Annotated in this window: 19 protein-coding genes; 6 read left to right on the top strand and 13 right to left on the bottom strand. The window is 56.1% G+C overall.

Going from position 1 to position 22,190, the window contains the following annotated elements:
- Positions 1-14: 14 nt before the first annotated feature.
- Genes hcaD through hcaE form a run of 5 tightly spaced genes read right to left on the bottom strand, consistent with a single transcriptional unit; the run spans position 15 to position 4,232 of the window.
- Positions 15-1,217 carry a phenylpropionate dioxygenase ferredoxin reductase subunit gene (gene hcaD / locus OOJ59_RS15705; protein ID WP_160956115.1) on the bottom strand — a complete coding sequence of 401 codons (1,203 nt, stop codon included), beginning with the start codon at positions 1,215-1,217 and terminating at the stop codon, positions 15-17.
- A gap of 9 nt (positions 1,218-1,226) precedes the next feature.
- Positions 1,227-2,039: a 3-phenylpropionate-dihydrodiol/cinnamic acid-dihydrodiol dehydrogenase gene (gene hcaB, locus OOJ59_RS15700; protein ID WP_085049308.1), complete on the bottom strand. Its 813-nt coding sequence runs from the start codon at positions 2,037-2,039 to the stop codon at positions 1,227-1,229.
- Complete coding sequence (gene hcaC / locus OOJ59_RS15695; RefSeq protein ID WP_038642667.1) at positions 2,036-2,356, bottom strand: 3-phenylpropionate/cinnamic acid dioxygenase ferredoxin subunit; 321 nt, start codon at positions 2,354-2,356, stop codon at positions 2,036-2,038. The genes hcaB and hcaC overlap by 4 nt, the downstream gene beginning before the upstream one ends.
- Entirely contained in the window at positions 2,356-2,874 is a 519-nt protein-coding gene (gene hcaF, locus OOJ59_RS15690; RefSeq protein ID WP_087856403.1) for a 3-phenylpropionate/cinnamic acid dioxygenase subunit beta, read from the bottom strand. Before hcaF ends, hcaC begins: the two co-directional genes overlap by 1 nt.
- Positions 2,871-4,232: a 3-phenylpropionate/cinnamic acid dioxygenase subunit alpha gene (hcaE, locus tag OOJ59_RS15685; RefSeq protein WP_087856404.1), complete on the bottom strand. Its 1,362-nt coding sequence runs from the start codon at positions 4,230-4,232 to the stop codon at positions 2,871-2,873. The genes hcaF and hcaE overlap by 4 nt, the downstream gene beginning before the upstream one ends.
- A 135-nt stretch (positions 4,233-4,367) precedes the next feature.
- On the opposite strand from hcaE, the gene hcaR reads away from it, so the two are divergent.
- Positions 4,368-5,261, top strand: a complete 894-nt coding sequence (gene hcaR, locus OOJ59_RS15680; protein ID WP_085049311.1) for a DNA-binding transcriptional regulator HcaR — start codon at positions 4,368-4,370, stop codon at positions 5,259-5,261.
- Positions 5,262-5,264: 3 nt separating this feature from the next.
- Here hcaR and OOJ59_RS15675 read toward each other — a convergent pair whose 3' ends face one another.
- Positions 5,265-6,458, bottom strand: coding sequence for an ROK family transcriptional regulator (locus tag OOJ59_RS15675; RefSeq protein WP_137347039.1), 1,194 nt, complete (start codon positions 6,456-6,458; stop codon positions 5,265-5,267).
- Between the two features lie 114 nt (positions 6,459-6,572).
- Between OOJ59_RS15675 and OOJ59_RS15670 the strand changes: the two genes are divergently transcribed.
- The 4 genes from OOJ59_RS15670 to OOJ59_RS15655 all read left to right on the top strand — a co-directional run bounded on the left by OOJ59_RS15670 (position 6,573) and on the right by OOJ59_RS15655 (position 13,430).
- Positions 6,573-9,839 (top strand): DUF5107 domain-containing protein, encoded by a 3,267-nt coding sequence (locus tag OOJ59_RS15670; protein ID WP_193157095.1) that lies wholly within the window; start codon positions 6,573-6,575, stop codon positions 9,837-9,839.
- Between the two features lie 72 nt (positions 9,840-9,911).
- Complete coding sequence (locus OOJ59_RS15665) at positions 9,912-11,351, top strand: sugar porter family MFS transporter (protein WP_085049314.1); 1,440 nt, start codon at positions 9,912-9,914, stop codon at positions 11,349-11,351.
- Positions 11,351-12,193 carry an aldose 1-epimerase gene (locus OOJ59_RS15660; RefSeq protein WP_085049315.1) on the top strand — a complete coding sequence of 281 codons (843 nt, stop codon included), beginning with the start codon at positions 11,351-11,353 and terminating at the stop codon, positions 12,191-12,193. The genes OOJ59_RS15665 and OOJ59_RS15660 overlap by 1 nt, the downstream gene beginning before the upstream one ends.
- A gap of 88 nt (positions 12,194-12,281) precedes the next feature.
- Positions 12,282-13,430 (top strand): 3-phenylpropionate MFS transporter, encoded by a 1,149-nt coding sequence (locus tag OOJ59_RS15655; protein WP_160956113.1) that lies wholly within the window; start codon positions 12,282-12,284, stop codon positions 13,428-13,430.
- Here OOJ59_RS15655 and csiE read toward each other — a convergent pair.
- Positions 13,425-14,702, bottom strand: coding sequence for a stationary phase inducible protein CsiE (gene csiE / locus OOJ59_RS15650; RefSeq protein ID WP_038642650.1), 1,278 nt, complete (start codon positions 14,700-14,702; stop codon positions 13,425-13,427). The two genes, OOJ59_RS15655 and csiE, sit on opposite strands and share 6 nt — an antisense overlap.
- 63 nt (positions 14,703-14,765) lie before the next feature.
- Here csiE and OOJ59_RS15645 point away from each other — a divergent pair, with 63 nt between their 5' ends.
- Positions 14,766-15,080: a hypothetical protein gene (locus tag OOJ59_RS15645; RefSeq protein ID WP_193157094.1), complete on the top strand. Its 315-nt coding sequence runs from the start codon at positions 14,766-14,768 to the stop codon at positions 15,078-15,080.
- Positions 15,081-15,346: 266 nt separating this feature from the next.
- Here OOJ59_RS15645 and OOJ59_RS15640 read toward each other — a convergent pair whose 3' ends face one another.
- The 6 genes from OOJ59_RS15640 to OOJ59_RS15615 form a co-directional block, all read right to left on the bottom strand.
- Positions 15,347-15,946, bottom strand: a complete 600-nt coding sequence (locus OOJ59_RS15640; RefSeq protein WP_150345307.1) for a KpsF/GutQ family sugar-phosphate isomerase — start codon at positions 15,944-15,946, stop codon at positions 15,347-15,349.
- Positions 15,943-17,580 (bottom strand): FGGY-family carbohydrate kinase, encoded by a 1,638-nt coding sequence (locus tag OOJ59_RS15635; RefSeq protein WP_038642646.1) that lies wholly within the window; start codon positions 17,578-17,580, stop codon positions 15,943-15,945. The genes OOJ59_RS15640 and OOJ59_RS15635 overlap by 4 nt, the downstream gene beginning before the upstream one ends.
- A gap of 17 nt (positions 17,581-17,597) precedes the next feature.
- Positions 17,598-18,551 (bottom strand): ABC transporter permease, encoded by a 954-nt coding sequence (locus tag OOJ59_RS15630; RefSeq protein WP_038642644.1) that lies wholly within the window; start codon positions 18,549-18,551, stop codon positions 17,598-17,600.
- Position 18,552: 1 nt separating this feature from the next.
- The gene (locus OOJ59_RS15625; RefSeq protein WP_038642642.1) at positions 18,553-19,542 is read right to left on the bottom strand and encodes an ABC transporter permease; all 990 of its coding nucleotides are present in this window, start codon (positions 19,540-19,542) and stop codon (positions 18,553-18,555) included.
- Positions 19,535-21,043, bottom strand: a complete 1,509-nt coding sequence (locus OOJ59_RS15620; RefSeq protein WP_069324450.1) for a sugar ABC transporter ATP-binding protein — start codon at positions 21,041-21,043, stop codon at positions 19,535-19,537. The genes OOJ59_RS15625 and OOJ59_RS15620 overlap by 8 nt, the downstream gene beginning before the upstream one ends.
- Positions 21,044-21,146: 103 nt before the next feature.
- Positions 21,147-22,130: an autoinducer 2 ABC transporter substrate-binding protein gene (locus OOJ59_RS15615; protein ID WP_038642638.1), complete on the bottom strand. Its 984-nt coding sequence runs from the start codon at positions 22,128-22,130 to the stop codon at positions 21,147-21,149.
- Positions 22,131-22,190 lie beyond the last annotated feature (60 nt).

Below are 22,190 nucleotides of genomic sequence, written 5' to 3'. Positions count from 1 at the left end.
GAGACATCCGCCAGTTATAGTGACTTAAGCAAGATTGTTTCATCGACTAAAGCCGCCACTGGCGGCTTTTTCTTAGCCTGAATCCATTTCCGCAATAAGCGCATTTCCCGGCCCTGGTTCAACGTCACTGCGCCGACAATGACGTCATTCTGCAAACTAAACCATATTGCTTTCTGCGCATCAGGATCGCCACGTACGAGCCAACTTTCTCCCTGCATTTCACCAACAAATTGCAGGTTATCACTGTATTGATCGGTCCAGAACCAGCCCGGCGTGGCTTCCGGCAGGGGTAAACCGAGCATAGCAGCAGCGGCAACTTGCGCCTGGCAGTTGGCATTTTCCCAGCTTTCTATGCGCTTTAACGAACCGTCCGGCTGGCGAGTGAGCGCCACATCACCGGCGGCGAAAATGACCGGGTCGGAGGTGGCGCAGGCGCTATCGACAATAATACCATTGGCCGTTTCCAGCCCCGCGTCGCGGGCCAGCGTATCGTTCGCCACGATGCCGATGCCGTAAACCACCGCATCGGCCTTCAGTAATTCGCCGTTTTGCAGCGTGAGCGTGAGAAATTCTCCCGCTTCAGCGTGCTCAATGGCGCTATTGAGCAGCATTCTCACCCCGGCCTGCTGATGGCGGGCTAACAGATAGTCGCGCACCGGCGCAGGCGCATTGCGGCCCATCACCGTTGATGCCAGTTCGACCACCGTCACCCGGCAGCCGCGCTGGGTGGCGCTGGCCGCCAGCTCCAGGCCAATGGTGCCCGCGCCGACAATCACGATCGATTTTCCTGGCTGTAGCGCAGCCCGGAGACGCTCGGCATCTCTCGCATGACGTAGGGTAAAACAGCGCTCGCCCAGCGCATCCAGCAGCGGTAGCGGTCTGGCGGCGGCCCCGGTAGCCAGCAGCAGCTGAGTCCAGCGGTAGGTTTGCCCATCGGCGAGCGTTAACGTACGCGAGGCGCGATCAATCTCGTGTAGCGTAACGCCCAGATGCAACTGCACGTTGTGTTCCTGCCACCAGCTGGAGGGCAGAACCGGCTGAAGCTGCGGGTTATCGTCCAGCAGCATCGCTTTTGACAGCGGCGGGCGCTCGTAGGCCAGGTGAGCCTCGTCAGAAAAGAGGTGTAACGGTCCGCTAAACCCCTGCTGACGTAGCGCAGCGGCGGCCATCGCTCCCGCCTGGCCGCCGCCGATGATGGCAATAATCTGTTCGTTCATGATGACTCCTTACAGATCCAGACCAGCCGCGACGTGCCGGATCCCACGGATCCCCAGACCGGCGTCGGCATTGATCATCACGCCGCTCAGTGTACGGTTGTTGCGCCGTGACGCCAGCATCACGTACGGGCCGGTAAAATCTGCCGGTTCCGGGAAGAACTGCAGCGGCAGAATGGCGGCGATTTTCTCCGGCGTCAGCGACTGCATAATCGAGGTATCGTTCTGACCGAGCGCCTGCGGGCCACGCAGATCGGTCGCCATGCCGCATGGGCCGACACCGTTCACCCGCACCTTAGGCGCCAGTTCGTAGGCCAACTGGCGAATCAACCCGGTGGCCGCGTGCTTGCTGGCGGTATACAGGGGCCCGCCGCCGCCGGGATACCACGCGGCGTTAGACAGGGTAAAGATGATGCTGCCTTCGCTGGCGATTAATGCCTGGGCGCAGGCTTTGGCGCCCAGCAGATAGCCCAGCACGTTAACGTTAAACAGCTCGTGGAAGCCGCTTTCCAGCGCCTCGGCGGGCGTATTGACCAGCGAAGCGTTGTGATCCCATATACCCGCGTTGCCGATAAAACAGTCCAGCTTGCCGAAGGTGGTGAGGATCCGATCCACCGCGCGCTGGTAGTCGGCATAGCAGGTCACGTTGCCTTCCACCGCCAGTACGTGTTCACCAAAGCGCTGGCGCAGGCTGGCAATCTTCGCTGCGGACAGCTCGAGCGTGGCGACTTTCGCACCTTCTTCAATAAAGCGTTCTACCAGCGCCAGCCCCAGCCCGGAGCCGCCGCCAGTAATAAACACAACGTTATCGCGTAAATCGCTCATCTGGCCTCCTCGGGTAAATCAATAAACACCTCGCCGCCTTCCACATGCACCGCATAGGTGGTGAGCGGATCGGTGGCGGGCAGGCACAACGCTTTGCCGGTTTTCAGGCAGAAGCTGGCGGCGTGCAGCGGGCACTCCACCGTGGCGTCGTCTTCCAGATAACCCTCCGACATCGAGGCGTTACCGTGGCTACAGCGATCGTTAATGGCATAAAACTCACCGCCAACGTGAAACAGCGCGATGACGGGAGAGGTTTCCAGCCGGAGGGCTTCCCCCTCCGGCAGCTCCGTGGCGGAGCAGGCAAATATGCGGCTCATCAGAACAGTACACTCAGGTTGTGGGAGGTGATCACCGCCTGATCGAGCACGATCTCACGCTCCAGTAAGCGCCATTCGTCGCCCGGCAGACGACGGACCTTATCCATGCGCGTGCCGACGTAGAACGTCTCGTCACGCTCTTTTTGTGCGCGGTACAGCAGATAGTTCAGGCGCACGGCGAACACGTCCGGCTGGTCGGTTTCGCTCACCTGCAGGTTGCTGATCATGTGGCGGGTGCGGGAAGGTGGCTCTTCGGCCCACGCCATGCCGGTTTCCAGCCGCGCGATACGGCGTTCAAGCTGGTCTTTATTGTCGTTGAAAATCCAGGTGGTCGGCGGCTGTACGCCTTTACGGCGGTCGCGCGTCTGGGCATTCACCGTGGTGCGCATGGTGTAACGTATGTCGTCATCCAGTTGCGCCAGCCAGCCGCGGAACTGCCAGTCGTCCAGCAGACGCGCTTCTTCATACAGGAACTGGCTGATGCGGTGATGTAGCTCAGGGGAGACTAACGCGCTCATTTCATCACCTCCTGCTGGTATGCGGCGGTTTTTTCCTGCACTTCCTGCCAGCTTTCGCTGCTTAATAAATCGGCCCAACGCTGATACATGCCGCGGGCGGCGGTTTCCGAGAAGATGTAGTTAGTGATCCCCGGAATGCCGTCTTCACGACGTTTTTCCTGGCCGAGACCCATCTCCAGGCACAGGTTGGTGTTGCGTGCCCGGTGGCCTTTGAGCAGTTTTTGAATCTCACACCAGTTTTCCGAGTCGTCCTGCTCAAGGAACCCCGCCGGGCCGAAGGCGCGGGTGGCGCTGTTTTCAAAAGCGGCTTTGACGTCATCAGAGGCGGCTTTATCGGCGATGCAGAACGCCCACACTTCGACTTTGTCCGGCCCACGCGGATGCCAGACGCGCAGCGTGGCGGTGCCGTTCAGCCAGGAGAGCGTGGGGAAAATATTGTTGTGACCGGCGAGACGCAGTGCACGAACCTTACCCAGACGCTGCTCAGCCTCTTCATAGGTATCGCGATAGTAGCTGGAGACTTCGCCGTCGACCCAGACGTTGGCGTCCGGTTTCTCGGTAAAGAAGAAGCCGCTGCCGTGTCCATCCTGGCCGAACTGTAGCGCGTCTTTGGCGGTTTCCCACACCGGGCGGGCGGTTTGACCGTCTCCCAGGCGTTTGTCGCTGCCGTCGTCTTTCGCGCCCAATACCTGTACGGCAGAGGCGTGGCTGAACAACGCGTGATACTGGTCGCTGGCGAACTGTTCAGCGGGGAATTTCCAGTTACAGTCGATGGTCCACTTCTGTACGCCGCCGACGATTTCAGTGCCGCCTTCACGGCGATCCAGCACGCCGTCGAGATACCAGGCGATGTCGCCGAGATAATCGCGAAGATTCGGCGCGGTGGTATCCCAGTTACCGAAAATCAGCCCTTTGTAGCTCTCGACGCATGGCACTTCGTTCAGCCCCCAGTGGGATTTGCACAACCCTTGTGGGTAGGCGCGCGGCTCCAGCGGCACGTCGATCAGCTCGCCGTTAATGCCATACGACCAGCCGTGATACGGGCAGGTGAAGGCGCGGGTGTTACCGCAGTCGGCATAACTCACGCGCATCGCGCGGTGGCGGCACTGGTTGAGAAACGCTTTGATGCTGCCGTCCTTCTGGCGCACCACCACCACGGCGTCTTCGCCCATATAAGTGTTAAAGAAATCGCCCGGTTTGGGGATTTGGCTTTCGTGGGCGAGAAACAGCCAGCAACGTCCGAAGATGCGTTCCAGCTCCAGTTGGTAAATTTCAGGGTCGGTATAAATACGTGGGGTTACGCGACCGTTTTGCGTGTCGATCAGTCGGTAGATGTCTAAATTTGAGGGTATGGTCATATTTTTTAATCCTGAAAGCTAAGATGTATTGACCTTCTTTTTTTGTACCCTAAGGATGTTGCTGGTTAGTTATCAATCTGTGAAATAGTAAATTTCTACCAGTTGAGACATTTTTTCGATAACAAGGAGAAGGGCATGGAACTGAGGCACTTACGCTATTTTGTGGCGGTGGCGCAGGCGCTGAATTTCACCCGGGCGGCAGAAAAACTGCATACCTCTCAGCCCTCGTTAAGCAGTCAGATCCGCGATCTGGAGACCTGTGTGGGGGTTCCCTTGCTGGTGCGGGACAAGCGCAAAGTTGCGTTAACGGCAGCAGGTGAATGTTTTTTACAGGATGCGTTGGTTATCCTCGAGCAGGCGGAAAATGCCAAAGTTCGCGCCCGTAAAACGGTGCAGGAAGATAACCATTTCGCCATCGGCTTTGTCCCTTCCGCAGAGGTAAATCTGTTGCCCAAAGTGCTGCCTTTGTTTCGTTTAAAACAACCGGATACGCATATTGAACTGGTCAGTTTGATCACCACCGAGCAGGAGGAGAAGATCCTGCGCGGAGAGCTGGACGTTGGCTTAATGCGTCATCCGGTTTACAGCCCAGAGCTGGATTATCTCGAGCTGATTCATGAGCCGCTGGTGGTGGTGTTACCGGTGAATCATCCGCTCGCTAATGAGAAAGCGATATCGGCACAGCAACTGCACGGCGTCAATTTTGTCAGTACCGATCCGGCCTATTCCGGCGCGTTAGCGATGATTGTCAAAAACTGGTTTCAGCAGCAAAAAAGCCAGCCCAATATCGTGCAGGTGGCGACCAATATTCTGGTGACCATGAACCTGGTCAGCATGGGGTTGGGGGTGACTTTGATACCCGGTTATATGAATAATTTTAATACCGGGCAGGTGGTTTTTCGCCCTATTGTTGGCGATGTTCCAACCATTGCGCTGCTGATGGCGTGGAAAAAGGGGGCGCTGAAACCGGCGCTGACCGACTTTATCGCCACGGTGCATGAACGTTTAGCCGTGAGCGTTGTGGATTAACGACTACAGCTCGCTAAGCTGCGACTCGACATACAGATAGCCGATGCCCATCAGTTGCTGAGCGCGATTAAGCTTACCGAAACCGATCTGCGTTGCCCGGGCTCGTGGGTTATCGCCATGATCGAACGGATTAAATCCGGTTTGCTGCACCAGCGTATTGAGCCAGCTCTCGCCGAAGGCGCAGCTACGACCATACAGCCAGATTTGATTAATATTTAATATATTTAGAAAATTGTACAGACTCAGGCCAATGGCGCTGGCGGCATGTTCGGCCCACGCCTGAATGCGAACATCTCCGTGCCTCCAGGCATCAATAAGCTGGTCGGTCGTCAGCGTTTGGGGATCATACAGGGATGTCGGTTGCGATTTCATCCACACGCGAGCCTGCTTTTTCAGTGCGCTTAATGACGCCACCGTTTCCAGACACCCATAACGGCCACAGTCGCAGGCAACCCCGTCCGGATCAATTATTGTATGGCCAATCTGACCGCTGCCGTACAAACTGCCCCGCCAGATGTTATCGTTAATGACAAACGATGAGCCAATGCCGTAATCAACGTTAATCACACAAAAATCACCGTTAGCCGCCGGATTTTGCCACTTTTCCGCCAGCGCCAGCATCACGCAGTCATTGTCCAGCCGGACCAGCACACCAAGCATCTCCTCAAGCAGGTATTTTATTTCCACCGGTGTTTTCCACGGAGCCTGAGGCATGGTTTTTGATGCGCCGGTAATCGGATCAACCTGGCCGTGCACGCCCAGCGCCAGATTAATCGTAACCTCTGGAAATTGCCGACGGTATTCTCGCCAGTGTGCCGCCAATGCTCTCAGCAGCGCTTTTGGCGTATCAGGATTAATGACCTCATGGCGCCAGTCGCCGACGGCCACCAGACGCGCGTCCGCCAGTTGGCTGGTGATGCTGGTGGGGGTGACGTTGATGCAGAGCGTCCAGGCGCCTGTTTCTGGCAAATGATAACTGCCGCTACTCAAACCGCGCTGGCTTAACGTCTCTCGCGAATGGCTGATTCTCCCTTCATCCATCAGCTCTTCAAGAATATTGCTGACCGCCGGGATCGACAGACTGGTCAGCTGCGCCAACTGCGACTTGCTAAGCTGTTTTTCCCGCCATAGATGCGACAAAAAGATCTGTTTATTTGCTTGACGTACCCTGGCGTTATTGAATCCCGAACGCTGCATACACTTAACTCCCTTTACTATATTGCGTGAGCATTGCGCATTTTAACGCCACTTAACTGCCGCAGAATAGCCTCAGGTTAAATTTTTACTTTTGTTTATTGAGTGGAGAGCGGCATGTACGGTTCAGTTAAAGTCTGGCAGGAAACGATCACCCTCCCAACGTGGACGGTGGGTGAAGAAGACGCTAACCCGATGTTTCTGGAGAAAAGGGTATATCAGGGATCCTCTGGTGCGGTTTATCCCTACGGCGTGATTGATACCCTGACCGGCAAGCGTGAAATGCGCGATTATCAGGCGGTGTGGATGGAGAATGACTTCATTCGCATTATGCTGCTGCCGGAATTAGGCGGACGTATCCATCGGGCGTATGACAAAGTGCAGCAACGTGATTTCGTCTACTACAACGAAGTGGTGAAACCAGCGTTGGTTGGCCTGCTTGGGCCATGGATCTCTGGCGGCATTGAGTTCAACTGGCCGCAGCATCATCGTCCAACCACCTTTATGCCGGTTGATTTTACGCAGCAGCAGGGCGAGCAGGGCGAATATACCGTGTGGATGGGGGAGGTTGAACCCATGCGTGGTTTACAGGTGATGACCGGATTCACACTGTATCCAGATCGCGCGCTGATCGAAATAACCGGGAAGGTGTTTAACGGTAACGCCACGCCGCGCCACTTCCTGTGGTGGGCGAATCCGGCGGTGAAAGGCGGCGACGATCATCAGAGCGTGTTTCCGCCGGATGTAACCGCGGTATTCGACCACGGCAAGCGCGATGTTTCAGCGTTTCCTGTCGCTACTGGCATCTACTACAAAGTGGATTACTCGGCGGGTGTGGATATCTCTCGCTACAAAAACGTACCCGTTCCGACCTCTTATATGGCGGAAAAATCGGATTATGACTTTGTCGGCGCCTGGCACCACGGCGAACGCGGTGGATTACTGCACGTGGCGGACCACCATGTTTCGCCGGGGAAAAAACAGTGGACCTGGGGATACGGCGACTTTGGCGTTGCCTGGGATCGTAATCTCACCGATGACAACGGTCCGTATATCGAACTGATGACCGGGGTCTTTACCGATAACCAACCGGATTTCACCTGGCTTGCGCCGTACGAAGAGAAAGTTTTCGTGCAAAACTTCCTGCCCTACAGCGAACTTGGCATGGTGCAAAACGCCAGCACGCAACTGGCGCTTCGGCTGGTGCGTGAGGGAAGCCAACTTTCAGTGGGCGTTTATGCGATAGCGCCGCTACGCGATGTTCAGGTTACGCTTGCGGCACAAGGGGAGCCGTTCTTTGAGAATACACTCACCCTTGAGCCGGGGCAGAGCTGGTTAGCCGATGTGTCTGACAGAGGCCATGCCCGGGTAACGATGACCGTCACTCGCGCCGATGGCTCCACGCTTTTACAGTACGAAGAGCACATGGCGCAAGAGTTACCACTACCCTCGGCGGCCAGCGCGCCAGCTCAGCCAGAAGCGCTTGCTAATACCGATGAACTCTATTTTATTGGTCAGCATCTGGAGCAGTACAACCACGCCAGCCGCTATGCCGAGGACTATTACCGCCGCGCGCTGGAGGTCGACCCGCTTGATTATCGCAATAATGTGGCTTTGGGGACGCTGGCGCTAAACCGCGCGGACTGGGCATTAGCAGCCCATTGCGCGGGCAAGGCGCTGGAGCGGGCGCACAAGCTCAATAAGAATCCACGTGATGGCGAGGCGAGTATGCTGCTGGCCGCCGCGCAGGAACGCCAGGGCGACGATGAAAGCGCCTGGGATAATTATTATAAGGCGAGCTGGAGCGGCAACTGCCGGGATGCGGCTTTCTGGTCGTTAGCGCGCCTGGCGATGAAACGTCAGGACTATGCCGGCGCGTTGGAAAAAGTCGAGCAGAGCCTGCGTTTTAACGGCAGTAATAACCTGGCGATGGGACTGAAAGCGCTGGCGCTGGCTAAGCTTGATCGCAATGCGCAAGCGCTGGAATATATTCGCCAACAGCTGGTTGATTATCCGCTGAGTTACACCCTGCACTATGCGCGCTGGGCTATTTGTCAGGATGAAGCGACGGCACAGGCGCTAATCTCGATTACCGGGCGGCGCGGTACCAACGCGTGTGAACTGGCTGGCTGGTTGATCGCATTGGGGCAAAAAGATGCTGCCCGTGGCGTGCTGGAACTGCTCGACAGCCAGGAAACGCTACCGATGCTGTGGCGCGCTTCGCTGAGCGACAATCCGCAACCTTTCATCGAACGAGCGCGTAAGTGTCTGCAAAATCGCGTCCGTTTTCCCAATACGCTGGATGAAGTACAGATGCTGCAAACCCTCGAGCAGAGCGCTTTTGCCCGCTATTTGCTCGGCTGTTTCTGGTACAGCAAACGCTGCTATGACGAGGCGGTCTCCTGCTGGCAATTTACCCTTGCGCAGGAGCCGGATTTTGCCCCAGTGCATCGCTTATTGGGTATCTATGCCTGGAACAAACAGCACGATGCACAGCAGGCGATGCAGTATCTGTCGCAGGCCGTAGCACTGGAGCCGCAAAATGCCCGTTTCCTGTTCGAACTCGACTATCTCAAAAAGCTGATGGCGCAACCGGCTGAACAGCGTTTGCAACGTCTGGAAGCCTGCAAAGATATTGTCTTCCATCGTGACGATCTGACGGTGGAACTGCTTAGTCTGTGGAATGGATTGGGGCGCTACGACGAGGCCGCGGCAATATTACGTGAGCGTGTATTTCATCCGTGGGAGGGGGGAGAAGGCAAAGCCACCGGGCAATATCTGCTGAATCAGATGCATCGCGCACTGGAGGCCGTTCAGTCGGGCGACCCGCAAACCGCCATCACGCAACTGCAACAGGCGCTGCACTACCCGCAAAACCTTGGAGAGGGGCGTCTGCCTGGGCAAACGGATAATGACATCTGGTATTTGCTGGGTTATTGCGCCCAGCAGCAGGGGCATGTCGAGGAGTCCCGGCGCTATTTCTCCCGTGCCACGCGTGGCGGTAGCTCACTGGATGCCGGACGTTACTACAACGACCAGCCGGTGGACTATCTCTTCTGGCAGGGTATGGCGCAGAGAAAACTCGGCGATGATGCACAGGCGGACGCTCTGTTCAACAGCTTCCTGCAATGGGTTGAGTCGCATCGCGACAACGTCCCGGATGTCGATTTCTTTGCCGTATCGCTGCCCGATCTGGTGGTGCTGGATACCTCAGCACAAGCAAAACACCAGCAACACTGCCTGTTCATCAATGCGCTTGGGCATCTGGGGCTGGGAAATAGTTCTGCTTGCCAGCGCGATCTTGATGAGCTTCTGCAACTCAATCCGGCGCATGACAAGGCGTTACTGCTGCGTCACGCCATTAACGTAAGGCTGTTCCAGTAATACCCGAAACGGGTGGGGGAGACCTCACCCGAAACCTTCTGTCCCCTGCGTTTCCCTGAAAGAGGAATCATAATGAATAACGCGCAGACACATTTAAAGATTGGTTACGTCTGGACTATCTGCCTGGTTGCCGCCTGCGGTGGTTTACTGTTTGGCTATGACTGGGTGGTGATCGGCGGGGCAAAGCCCTTCTATGAAGCTTATTTTTCGATTACCGATCCGGCGCAATCTGGCTGGGCGATGAGCTCGGCGCTGGTTGGTTGTATCTTTGGTGCGCTGATTTCCGGCTGGTGTGCCGATAAGTTTGGCCGAAAGATGCCGCTGATTCTCTCGGCAATCCTTTTTAGCGCTTCAGCCTGGGGAACAGCAGTTGCCAGCAATTTTGACATGTTTGTTGTCTATCGCATCGTTGGCGGCGTGGGGATTGGTCTGGCATCCGCGCTAAGCCCGCTGTATATCGCTGAGGTCAGCCCGGCGGAAAAGCGTGGTCGCTTTGTTGCCGTTAACCAACTCACCATCGTCATTGGCGTCCTGGCGGCGCAGCTTATCAACCTGATGATTGCCGAACCTGTCGCTACAGGCGCTACGCAGCAGGCGATTGTGGAAAGCTGGAACGGTCAGACGGGCTGGCGCTGGATGTTTGGCGCTGAATTAGTGCCCGCGGTAATTTTCCTGGTGCTGATGTTCTTTGTCCCTGAATCGCCGCGCTGGTTGGTGAAGGCAGGAAAAGCCGAACGTGCGCGCACCATGCTGCAGCGCATTGGTTCGGCGGAATATGCCGGGCAAACGCTGAAAGAGATTGAACATACGCTACAAAAAGATAACCACAAGGTCGCGTGGTCATCACTGTTACAACCGCAGATCAAACCGATAGTGATTATTGGCATGGTGCTGGCAGTGTTCCAGCAGTGGTGTGGGATCAACGTTATTTTCAACTATGCGCAGGAGATATTTGCTTCTGCCGGATTCGACATCAACGGCACGTTAAAATCGATCGTAGCGACCGGGATCATCAATCTGGTCTTTACCCTTGCCGCTCTGCCGCTGGTGGACAAAATTGGGCGTCGTAAACTGATGCTGTTTGGTGCATCAGGGCTGACGGTTATCTACATACTCATTGCCGGGGCATACGGGTTGGGCATTCTGGGCTGGCCGGTTTTGGTACTGGTGCTGGCGGCGATCGCCATTTACGCCCTGACGCTGGCCCCGGTAACCTGGGTGCTGCTGTCCGAAATTTTCCCCAACCGTGTTCGCGGGTTAGCGATGTCGCTCGGCACGCTGGCGTTGTGGATTGCCTGCTTCCTGCTGACCTATACCTTCCCACTGCTGAATGCGAGTCTGGGCGCATCGGGAAGCTTCCTGCTCTACGGTGTGATTTGCGCGATGGGCTTTATCTATATTCTGCGTAATGTGCCGGAAACCAAAGGCGTGACGCTGGAAGCGCTGGAGGAACAGCTGGCGGCGCAGCATACGAAAGTTGGCGCATCAAGCCAACAACGAAGCACCCGCTAATGAATTCTCTGCTGATGCTTCAAAACGCACATCTACGGATGTGCGTAGATCCGCAGGGCGGTTCGCTATTGAGTCTGGTTTCGTTACAACATCAACGGGCAATATTACGTGAAGGTCATGGTCAGCAGCCCGGTGATTGCGGCCTGTTCCCGATGCTGCCGGTGGCAAACCGGGTGGCGGGCAACCGTTTTATGCTACGTGGGGGAGAGGTTGTGCTACCGCACCATGAGGCGGATGAACACTTCTTCCTGCACGGTGACGGCTGGCTGCAGCGCTGGCGGGTTATCACCGCGACACCAAGCGGTTGTTTGCTACAGTTGCGCAGTTGGCATCTCTGTGGCTACGACTATACGGCGCAGATTTGCTACCAACTGGAAGCGTCGAGCCTGCATGCTTCATTGACGCTCACCCATTGCGGGGAACGACCGATGATCTATGGCTGCGGGTTCCATCCGTTTTTCGCCTTTGATACGTACAGTACGGCCCAGTTCACTGCCAGCGGCTACTGGCCGGAGGGGGAACAGCATCTGCCACTGGACTGGCAAAGTGATATTCCACCCGCAGCGGATTTTATGCATGCGCAATACGGTGAAGATGCCTGGTTGAATGTGGGTTATTCTGGCTGGAGCGGGCGGGCCGTTATTCAGCGCGATGTGATGAAAGTCACGATTTTAGCGCAAACTCCGTGGCTGATGCTGTTCAGAATGTCGGGTGAACCATTCCTGTGCCTGGAGCCGCAGACGCATCCGGTGAATGCCCACCACATGCAGGGGCAGCCGGGATTGCAGGTTTTAGCGCAGGGAGAACGCTGTCATTTTGCGATGCAAATTTGTGTCGAATAGGGCGAAAATCATGTTATCTGCCTGTTAATGGTCTCTTGCGCCAGCCAGAGTTTATCGCCAGACTACCGTCTCCAAACGGGAGGGATTCATGGCTTTGCATTCCACGCGCTGGCTGGCGCTCGGTTATTTCACCTATTTCTTTAGCTACGGTATTTTTCTGCCTTTCTGGAGCGTCTGGCTCGAAGGGTTGGGGCTGACGCCGGAAACCATTGGTTTACTGCTGGGCGCGGGGCTGATTGCCCGTTTTCTCGGTAGCTTGCTGATTGCGCCGCGCGTGAGCGATCCCTCTCGTCTGATTACCGCTTTACGTATTCTGGCTCTGTTGACATTGGTGTTTGCGCTGGCCTTCTGGGCGGGGACCAACGTGGCGTGGCTGATGGTGGTGATGGTCGGATTTAACCTGTTTTTCTCACCGTTGGTGCCGCTGACCGACGCGCTGGCTAACACCTGGCAAAAACAGATAACCATGGATTATGGGCGGGTTCGACTGTGGGGATCCGTGGCCTTTGTGATTGGCTCTGCGCTGACCGGTAAGCTGGTGAGCCTGTTTGACTATCGGGTGATCCTTATTCTGCTGTCGCTTGGCGTCGCCTCAATGCTGCTGGGCATGATGATTCGTCCGAGCGTGCAGCCAGCTGGTGAAAACCGTCAGCAGGAGAGTGCGGGATGGCCCGCATGGCGCGCGTTAATAACGCAAAGCTGGCGTTTTCTTGCCTGCGTGAGTCTGCTGCAGGGCGCGCATGCCGCCTATTACGGTTTTAGCGCCATTTACTGGCAGTCTGCTGGTTATTCCGCTTCGGCGGTGGGCTATTTATGGTCATTGGGCGTGGTGGCGGAAGTCATTATCTTCGCGCTTAGCCACAAGCTGTTCCGCCGCTTTAGCGCCCGCGATCTGCTGTTGCTTTCCGCCGTTTGCGGCGTGGCGCGTTGGGGGCTGATGGGTTGGAACACCGAACTACCGTGGCTGATTGTGGTGCAGATCCTGCACTGCGGTACCTTCACCGTCTGCCACCTGGCGGCAATGCGCTATATCGCGGCGCGACAGGGAAGCGAAGTGATTCGTTTACAGGCGGTCTATTCCGCGATAGCGATGGGCGGCAGTATCGCCATCATGACCGTTTTCGCTGGCTACCTGTACCAAAACCTGGGCAGCGGCGTATTCTGGGTGATGGCGCTGGTGGCGCTACCGGCTATCGTGCTGCGCCCGAAAGTGGTGGCGCAGCCTGCGACGTTATGATTCGAGGATTTTGCGGATCTGCTGCTGCTGGTGAGACGTCAGCGCCAGATCCGCATGAATCAACGGCGGTGAAAACAGCGGCAGCGGCGTAGTGTACGGTGTGACGATCAGCGTTACGCCGCGCGGCGCACCCTCTTTTTGAAAGTCCTGCATTGGCATATGTTTTACGTTGAGCGGCAGTAGCGTCAGTTCGCGTAGCTGCTGTTCAATATGCGCTTCGAGTTGTTCATTACTGCCGGTCAGCAGGATAATCTGCTTTTCGTGCAAATCCTTCTCCTGCATCAGCCAGGCACCGAAAATCACCGCTACCAGACCGATCTCTTCTTCTGAAAATTGCACTTCGTATTCCGCTTCGAATCCGTGTATCGCCTCGCGGGTGGTGCGAACCAGCCGGGGATAAAGTCGGCTGAACTCCTCCGGCAGCGTGTTATCAATACCAATGGCAAACAAACTGCGGTTCAGGGCCTGGGCAAGGTGGATATACAACTGGTCGTTCAGCCCTTGTTCATCGCTGAAGCGAACGTTGCCATACTCGCGAAAACGCAGCACCAGCCGCGCGATAGCCAGACGCAAACGGCGATCCTGCTGGTGGTTATCGCGGATGGGATCGGGGATGCGAATCATTGAGAACAGCAATGCCATAAACAGCGATTCGCCCGGCGGCGCACTTTGCATGACGTGACGTTGCCAGTGGCGGGCAATCTCCTCAGCGAGCGCATACTCCGCGCAGGATTGCGCCCAGCGCTGCTGGAGCGGATTAAACTCCGGGGTGATCCCCGCGTGATGTTGCAGCAGGCAGTATTGTAAAAACAGCCGCAGGAACTGGATATCACGGCACTCAAAGGGCTTTTGCAAGCGTCGGGAGCAGAGGTTAATCAGCGCATGCAGATTGGTGTCATCATACAACGTGCGCGCTATGCCCTGCTGTTTAAGCGCCATTTTCAATGTGGGTGTGAAATGTTGCGTGATAAACGTCGGGCAGATCCGCAGGCCACGGCGCAGCCAATGCAACAGGCACAGCCGCTGGTTCAGCGGGGCGCCTTCGATCGTATAGCCGCCATTCTGGGCGGAAGTAATGGCGAGCCGATGATAGCGCTGGATTTCGAGCCCCGCGCCAATGATATCCTCCTGAACGGTGGCATCATCGACGCCATTGAGACTGCTGAAGGTCTGCGCGGTAGCAATCTGCCCCGGCAGAAAAAGCGTCAGCAGTACCTGGCAACGGCGTTGGGGAGCGGAAAGTACAGATGGCGGGGCGAGCGTTGACATCATCTGTAGAATCTCCCGTGAGTATGTTTGATAAGAATAGTTAAAGTTTGCGCATAGATTTGCGGAATGGAAAGCTTTACGCCAGGAATGCTGGGGAGCGTCACAGAATTTTTAACGTGCGGAACAGATAGCGGTAGTGAAACGCAGCGCGTTAATCCACTTTTTCACGGTTTTATCTTTAGTTTACATATAAAAGAACTGGTAGAGATGTACTGCATGGCTGTTAAACATTATGGAGAACATGTGATTCCGGATCGGGGTGTCGCTTCAGCGCTCTTGCTTTCAGCTATATCGGTTTTGCTGTTCAGATATTTTCAAATAAAAATACAGGTGGTCAGGTGTGGGCTGGTCCGGCTGAAAATTGCCGACCTGTTTCCGTAAGGCCGGGAGAGCCAGCATGGATGCTGGCTCAGGGCGCGCTTTGCAAGGACGCTACCTCGCGCCCGGCCCGGTAGCCTGGAGGAATAAGCGGAGGGAACCACGAAGTGGCAATTTTCCCGCCGGGAGCCGGGATTGTTAAGGGTACGGCGATAGTACCCTTAACACGTTCACGGGTACTATTATTTCAGAGAAGTGAAAAACATACGGTGAACGTAGCAATACACCGGAGGCAACAGATTCATTACCTCCGGAACAGATGCCTGGCGTTACTGCCCACGGCTCAGCGTTAATCCCACATCGCCGCCGGGATGCACCGCCAGCAGCGTCTCCTTTGAGTAGCCGCTTTCACTCATCAGACAGGCGCAGGCGGCGTCAAAGATAGCCAGAACCAGCAGAATTGAGGTCGTCGCCAGCATGTTCAGCGGGTCGGCCTCACGCTGTACGCCGGTGGAAATCACCAGCCTCGAGGCTTTAGCGATGGCCGAATTGGCGTTTTCCGTCACGCTCAGGATCGGCACATTTCTCGCCGCCAGCCCAGGCAGCAGCCGGGTAAGTTCATCCGAATTGCCACCGCGCGACAGCATAATAACCAGGTCGTCGGCGCGTAAAAAACCCAGATCGCCGTGCGCCGCATCGGTGGCATTGAGATAAATCGCCGGGCGCTCCACGCAGGCGAGCATATGCGCGACTTTACGCGCCGCAATGCCGGAGGTGCCGACGCCGGTAACGACGATTTTCCCCTGGCATCCGCGCAGTTCCGCCATCAGCGACTGCCAGACCGGCTCAGTCAGATGCTGTCCCAGTCCCGCAAGGGCATCGCTGTAGATCTGGAATACGCCGGTGGCTTGAGACCATGAGTTACTCATGCCTCCTCCTGCATCAACTGGCGATATTTCATATGATCCTGATACATCTCGTGGAATACCCGATATTTGCGATCGTAGTACTGCTTAATACGGTTGGTTTGCGGGGTGACCGTTTTACCAATCCGGCTCATCGCCGACATCGCTTCCGGGAAGGAGTCAAAAACGCCTGCGGCGATGGTTCCCATCATGGCGCCGCCCAGCAGCATGGCTTCACTCTCTTCCGGCAATAGCATCGCGCAGCCAGTGGCGTTGGCATGCTCCTGAACGAAGATCGGGTTTTTCGTGCCGCCGCCGCTGGCCATAATCGTATCGATGGTGTAGCCGCTTTGATTCATCGTTTCAATAATATGCCGGGTACCGAGGGCAATGGCCTGGATGGTCGCCAGATACTGTCGCGCCATATCTTCCGGCGTGCGCGACAGCTTAAGTCCGGTGATTGCACCCGTAAGCGTTGGGTTGGCGCGCGGCGAGCGGTTGCCGTGGAAATAGGGCAGGATATGCATATCGCGGGTCAGGAAGGCGATATCTTCCGGCTCACCGGCCATTTTACGCAGCAACGCATTCAGCACTTCATAAATGGTCTGCCCTTGGGACTTAGCCTGCGCCAGTAGGGTGTCGTAGCACGGATGCGACTGAATTACGTGGTCGATTAACGCCCCCGTAGCCGACTGTCCGCCTTCGTTGAGCCAGTATTCCGGTAACACGGCAGAGTAGTAAGGCCCCCAGACGCCGCCGATAAAACGCGGCTCTTTGGAAATCGCCATGTGTCCGGTGGAGGTACCGCCAATCAGTGCGATACGACGGTCGAAATCCGGCACCTCGCCAGAAACGCCGCTGGCGCCGAGCGTGCCGAGCGTACCGGCGTGGGCATCAATAATTGATACGCTGACCGCGGTGCCGGGGATGAGTCCCATTTCGCTGGCGGCGCGCGCTGACAGCCCATGGCCGAGCGGTTCGCCCATGGTCTTCACGTAACGGCCAATTTTGGCGGCATCGTGCTCCAGCAAATCTTCCAGCCCAATCTGGCGGAAATAGCTGGCATCCCATTTATCTTCATGACCCATATAGGTCCATTTACACACCGTCGAGCACAATGAGCGCGTGTCATCGCCCGTTGCCCGCCAGGTGAGGAAATCAGGCAGGTCAAAGTAGTAACCGGCGTTAGCCCAGGTATTGGGCATATGCTGCTTCAGCCACAGCAGTTTTGGCGTTTGCATTTCCGGGGAGATAATACCGCCCACATAGTCCAGCACCCGATGATGCAGGGCGTTAATGCGATCGGCCTGAGTAATGGCGCGATGGTCCATCCACACAATAATGTTCTGTTCACTGCGCCCGGAAGGGCTGATGGTCAGCGGATTGCCTTCTTTATCCAGCACCACCAGTGAACAGGTGGCGTCGAAGCCCAGACCTTTCACCTGGATAGGATTGATATCCGACTGGTTAATCGCATCGCGAACCGCATTACACACAGCCTGCCAGATGTTATCGGAAGACTGCTCAACAAAATCGGCCTGCGGACGGTAAATCTCGATGGCCCGACTGGCCTGACCGACCATTCTGCCGTTGAGATCAAACACGCCAGCGCGGGCGCTTCCGGTTCCGACATCCACACCAATAAAGTAACTTGCCATAATTTTTTCTCCTGAAATCAGGCTTTACGATTCTGTAATGCGATAAAGAGGATCAGCACCGCGCCCCACAGCGCCATCGTCAGATAGCTGCTGACCCCCAGCAAGTTAAGGCCGCTTTCCAGCATTTGCAGCACAATCAGCGCCAGTACCAGGCCGATAATGCGTCCGAAGCCGCCGTCCGGATTGATACCGCCGAGCACGGAGGCAAGGATGGTGACCAGCAGGTAGGATTCACCGTATCCGGCTTTTGCCGAGTTGAATTTCGCCATCATCAGAATGGCGGCGACCCAGCCGAGCAGGGCAGAAATAACGTACACCGAAATTTGTACCCGTACGGTATTCACACCGCTGTAGCGGGTAGCCTGCTCATTGGAACCGACGAGATACAGGCTGCGCCCAAGCGTGGTGTGCTCCAGCAGCACCCACAGCAGGATTGCCACGAGGAAAAAGAGCAGCAGTGCCACCGGAATACCGGCAATCGTCGCGTTACCAAGGTATTGAATGGCGGTCGGGAAGCCGGAAATCACCGTCCCGTTGGAGAGCAAAATATTCAGCCCCGAGATCAGCGTCATCGTGCCGAGGGTGGCGAGAATAGGCGAGACGCCGACCCAGGCAATTAAAGCGCCGTTGAGCGTGCCGATAGCCACCGCCACCGCTGCGCCTGCAATCAACGCCAGCGCCAGAAACAGCGGGTTATCCGGGTGGGTGACGATAATCGCCGCCATCACCAGCGAGCAGGCGTTCGCACCGGCAATAATCGACAGGTTAATGCCGCCGGTCAGCATGGTCATGCCCATCCCGAGGGCCAGCATGCCGAGGATTGGCAACTGCGAGCCGATCGACTGGAAGTTAGCGACGCTGAAAAAACGGCTGCCGAGCAGGGCCGAGAAGACCAGGGCGACGACCACAATAATGACGCATTGCAGACGAATGATGGCATCACCGGGTAAAAATCTGGCGATTGTTTTCATCTCAAAGCTCCCTTGCCAGTTTACGTTTTTCGTTCCAGGCCGTGGCGCTAATGCTGACCAGGATAATGGCGCCGCTGAACACGGTGTGCCAGTAAGAGGAGACGCTCAGCAGCGTCAGACCATTTTGCAAGAACGCCAGCAGCACAACACCCAGTAGCGTTCCGGTTAACGTACCGCGCCCGCCGCTCATGCTGGTGCCGCCGAGCACGACCGCCGCCAGCACCGTCAGCTCAAAGCCGAGCAGGGAATTGGGGGCAACAGACTGGGTGATTTGCGCCTGAACCACGGCGGCAACGCCTGCCAGAATGCCCATATAGCCATAGACGTAGAAATGCAGCTTCAGCAAATTCAGCCCCAGGCGCGAGGCCGCGTCGCGGTTGCCGCCCATGGCGTAAACCTGACGGCCAAGACGGGTATAGTTCATCAGTACGGCGGTAAAGATGATCACCGCCGCCAGGCACAGCAGGGGCAGGGTTAAACCGTAGTCGTAGCCGTCTGTCGCGGTGAACGACAACCAGTTGATACCGTTCATAAACCAGTCCGGGAAGCCGTACAGCCAGGTACCCTTGGTGGCATAAACCAGCAGGCCGTAGTAGACGTTTAGCGTGGCGATGGTAATGATGATCGCCGGAACGCGCAGCCAGTACACCAGGAAGCCATTAATCAGCCCAAGCAGCAGACCTACCGCCATTGCGATGGTTAAAGCCAATATGAAGTTGCCGCCGTGAGCGATCACCCAACTGGCCATCGCATACTGGGCAATCGCGGTCATCGCCGGAAATGAGATGTCGATCCCGCCGGAAATCAGCACCACAAACAGCCCGCAGGCGAGAATGCCGAGAATCGCGTAACTGGTGGCGACATCTGTGAGATTGCCCAGCGACAGGAACTCATCGGTACTGACGCTCAGCCCGACGGCGAGCGCCACGACCAGCAGGCCCAGCCAGAATTCATGTTGCCCGATTAAACGGGAGAGACGCAGACTATTCATTGATTACCTCGACCACTTCAGCAATCTCCTCTTCACGGCAGTGATGAGGATTAAATTCCGCCACCAGTTTGCCGCGGCGCATCACCAGCACACGATGGCTGTTGTAATACGCTTCCGGGATTTCATCGCAAATCATTAGTACCGCCATTCCCTGTTCCGCCAGATCGCGGGCTATCTGGTAAATCCCCTCTTTGTTGGCGATATCCACGCCGACGGTAGGGGAGTCGAGGATCAGGATGCGCGGATGGGTTGCCACCCATTTGGCAATGGCAATGCGTTGGGCATTACCGCCGGAGAGCGTTTTGACCGGCAGATGCGGATCGGAGACTTTAATGTTCAACTCACGGATCAAATCGGCGACCAGCTTTTGCGCTTTACGATGATCGAGCAGACCGCTGCCGGTATGCAGTTGGTCAAACACCGTGACGATGGTGTTGTCATAGATCGACTGCTCCATGATCAACCCCTGCGTCAGGCGATCTTCTGAGACATAGCCGATCCCGTGTTTGATGGCGTCATGGTTATTGCGCAGAGTAACCGGCTGACCGTTAATGCGCATTTCGCCGCTTTCCGGATGGGTCATGCCGAACAAACTGAGGCAAAGCTCGGTGCGACCGGCACCCAGCAGACCGACAATGGAGACAATCTCACCGCTATGTAGCGATAAATTGATGTTCTGGTATTTCCCCCGGCGGCTGAGGTTGCGTAGCTCGAGCAGCGGCTCTTGCTCAATAGCGGGTCTTTCCGGCAGCGGGCTGTAGTGGAAGCGTTGTCCGGTCATCAGGAAGGCCAGTTCGTGACTGTCGAGTTCGCTGGCTGGGTATGTTCCTACCAGTTTGCCGTCGCGCATCACGCTGATACGGTCCGCCACTTCCATCACTTCATCCAGACGGTGGCTGACAAACACCACGCAAATCCCGGCCGCTTTCAGTTCGTTGACGACCCGCAGCAGACCATTGACCTCCTGGCGGGTTAACGAAGCGGTGGGTTCATCCATAATCACCAGACGCGCATCGGCGGCAATAGCGCGGCAAATGGCGACCAGTTGCCGATCGGCAATCGACAGTTTTTCGACTTTTTTATCGGGATCGATGTTCACGCCGATGCGTTTCATGGCGGCCAGCGCCTGCTGTTTCATCGCGCCACGGCGTACCCAGATATCGCCACCGGGCAGATAGCGGTTGACCGCGATATTTTCAGCGACGCTAAAGTTAGGGAATAACGACAGGTCCTGATAAATAACCTGAATACCATAATGGGAAGAAAGCTGCGGCGTCAGGTGATGGAATAATTTACCATCGAGTAAAATCTGCGCGCCTTTTTCCGGATGATACACCCCAGAGATCACTTTAATAATGGTGCTTTTACCACAGCCGTTTTGACCCGCCAGACAGTGAACTTCGCCTTTTCTCAGCGTCAGATTCACGTTATCCAGCGCCAGCACGCCCGGGAATTGTTTGCTGATATTCTCAAGAGTGATAAATGCGGTGGTGTCTGTCATGGACAATACCCCTGCGCACGTCCGCATGGACGCTAAGTGTTAGTTTGGTTGATAGCGCCGACCAGACGGTCGGCGTTAAGGTTCCCTGGTGTCGGCTAAAGCCTTAGAAACCGAGTGATTGTGCGTTGTCTTTGGTGACTTCGAGGATCTTGTTAAAGCGGATCACTTTCTTCTCCGTGTCGATATCGGCTTTCCCTAAACCATCAATACTCAAATCGGCGTTCACTTCTTTACCCTGCAACAGTTGATCGGCCACCGTTACCAGCGCGTATCCCGCGTCTTTTGGATCCCACAGCAGCGCTTTTTTGATATCGCCGCGCATCAGGTACGGCGCAGCCTGTGCTGGCATGGCGATCCCGACGACGGCGATTTTATCTTTGGCGCGTTTTTTCTGCACCGCCTGACCCGCACCGATTGGACCCAGCGAGCCGAAGCCGATAATGCCCTTCATCTGCGGATAGGTTTTCATCAGGTCCAGCGTGGTGGCGTAGGATTTATCGATGCTTTCCGCGACCGGCAGACGTGAAGTGACCTCGAACATTTCGGGATATTTTTCTTTTTGGTACTTAATCGCAAAATCGGCCCACGCGTTATGCAACGGTACCGTCAGCGAACCGACATAGATGGCATAACCCCCTTTACCGCCCATACTTTTCGCTAATTCATCGACGTTAGCCTGCGCATATTTTTCACTGTCGATGGTTTCAATATCCCATTGACCAATCTGCTCGTCCGGGGATTCGTGCGTCAGCACCACGATGCCTTTATCGCGCGCTTTTTTCAGCACCGGCTCAAGGACCTTGGCATCATTCGGCACCACGATGATCGCGTTAACGTTTTTGGCGATCAGATCCTCAATGACTTTCACCTGTTGAGCCGGATCCGGCGTGGAAGGCCCGGTCTGGTAAGCATTCACATCCAGTTTTTTTGCTGCTTCATTAACGCCGGTTTCCATCCGGTTAAACCACGGAATCCCGGTGACTTTGGCAACCACAGCAATTTCATATTTTTCCGCCGCAAAGGACGTGCCGGACAACATGCATGCAGAAACCAGGGTTGCACTGAGTAATGCGAGTTTGAATTTCATAGTTGTACCTTTCGTAGGGGGCAGGACATGTCACGGGGTGAAGTTAACTACGAATGGAAG

It is taken from the genome of Citrobacter sp. W9, assembly GCF_026719375.1.
Taxonomy (GTDB): domain Bacteria; phylum Pseudomonadota; class Gammaproteobacteria; order Enterobacterales; family Enterobacteriaceae; genus Citrobacter; species Citrobacter werkmanii.
Note: the sequence above shows the minus strand (reverse complement) of the source record. Positions and strands in the feature narration are given on the sequence as shown.

Bases quoted from the DNA above. Each gene is read 5' to 3' on its own strand.
- hcaD (WP_160956115.1), bottom strand. From the start codon at position 1,217: ATGAACGAACAGATTATTGCCATCATCGGCGGCGGCCAGGCGGGAGCG.
- hcaB (WP_085049308.1), bottom strand. From the start codon at position 2,039: ATGAGCGATTTACGCGATAACGTTGTGTTTATTACTGGCGGCGGCTCC.
- hcaC (WP_038642667.1), bottom strand. From the start codon at position 2,356: ATGAGCCGCATATTTGCCTGCTCCGCCACGGAGCTGCCGGAGGGGGAA.
- hcaF (WP_087856403.1), bottom strand. From the start codon at position 2,874: ATGAGCGCGTTAGTCTCCCCTGAGCTACATCACCGCATCAGCCAGTTC.
- hcaE (WP_087856404.1), bottom strand. From the start codon at position 4,232: ATGACCATACCCTCAAATTTAGACATCTACCGACTGATCGACACGCAA.
- hcaR (WP_085049311.1), top strand. From the start codon at position 4,368: ATGGAACTGAGGCACTTACGCTATTTTGTGGCGGTGGCGCAGGCGCTG.
- OOJ59_RS15675 (WP_137347039.1), bottom strand. From the start codon at position 6,458: ATGCAGCGTTCGGGATTCAATAACGCCAGGGTACGTCAAGCAAATAAA.
- OOJ59_RS15670 (WP_193157095.1), top strand. From the start codon at position 6,573: ATGTACGGTTCAGTTAAAGTCTGGCAGGAAACGATCACCCTCCCAACG.
- OOJ59_RS15665 (WP_085049314.1), top strand. From the start codon at position 9,912: ATGAATAACGCGCAGACACATTTAAAGATTGGTTACGTCTGGACTATC.
- OOJ59_RS15660 (WP_085049315.1), top strand. From the start codon at position 11,351: ATGAATTCTCTGCTGATGCTTCAAAACGCACATCTACGGATGTGCGTA.
- OOJ59_RS15655 (WP_160956113.1), top strand. From the start codon at position 12,282: ATGGCTTTGCATTCCACGCGCTGGCTGGCGCTCGGTTATTTCACCTAT.
- csiE (WP_038642650.1), bottom strand. From the start codon at position 14,702: ATGATGTCAACGCTCGCCCCGCCATCTGTACTTTCCGCTCCCCAACGC.
- OOJ59_RS15645 (WP_193157094.1), top strand. From the start codon at position 14,766: ATGGAAAGCTTTACGCCAGGAATGCTGGGGAGCGTCACAGAATTTTTA.
- OOJ59_RS15640 (WP_150345307.1), bottom strand. From the start codon at position 15,946: ATGAGTAACTCATGGTCTCAAGCCACCGGCGTATTCCAGATCTACAGC.
- OOJ59_RS15635 (WP_038642646.1), bottom strand. From the start codon at position 17,580: ATGGCAAGTTACTTTATTGGTGTGGATGTCGGAACCGGAAGCGCCCGC.
- OOJ59_RS15630 (WP_038642644.1), bottom strand. From the start codon at position 18,551: ATGAAAACAATCGCCAGATTTTTACCCGGTGATGCCATCATTCGTCTG.
- OOJ59_RS15625 (WP_038642642.1), bottom strand. From the start codon at position 19,542: ATGAATAGTCTGCGTCTCTCCCGTTTAATCGGGCAACATGAATTCTGG.
- OOJ59_RS15620 (WP_069324450.1), bottom strand. From the start codon at position 21,043: ATGACAGACACCACCGCATTTATCACTCTTGAGAATATCAGCAAACAA.
- OOJ59_RS15615 (WP_038642638.1), bottom strand. From the start codon at position 22,130: ATGAAATTCAAACTCGCATTACTCAGTGCAACCCTGGTTTCTGCATGC.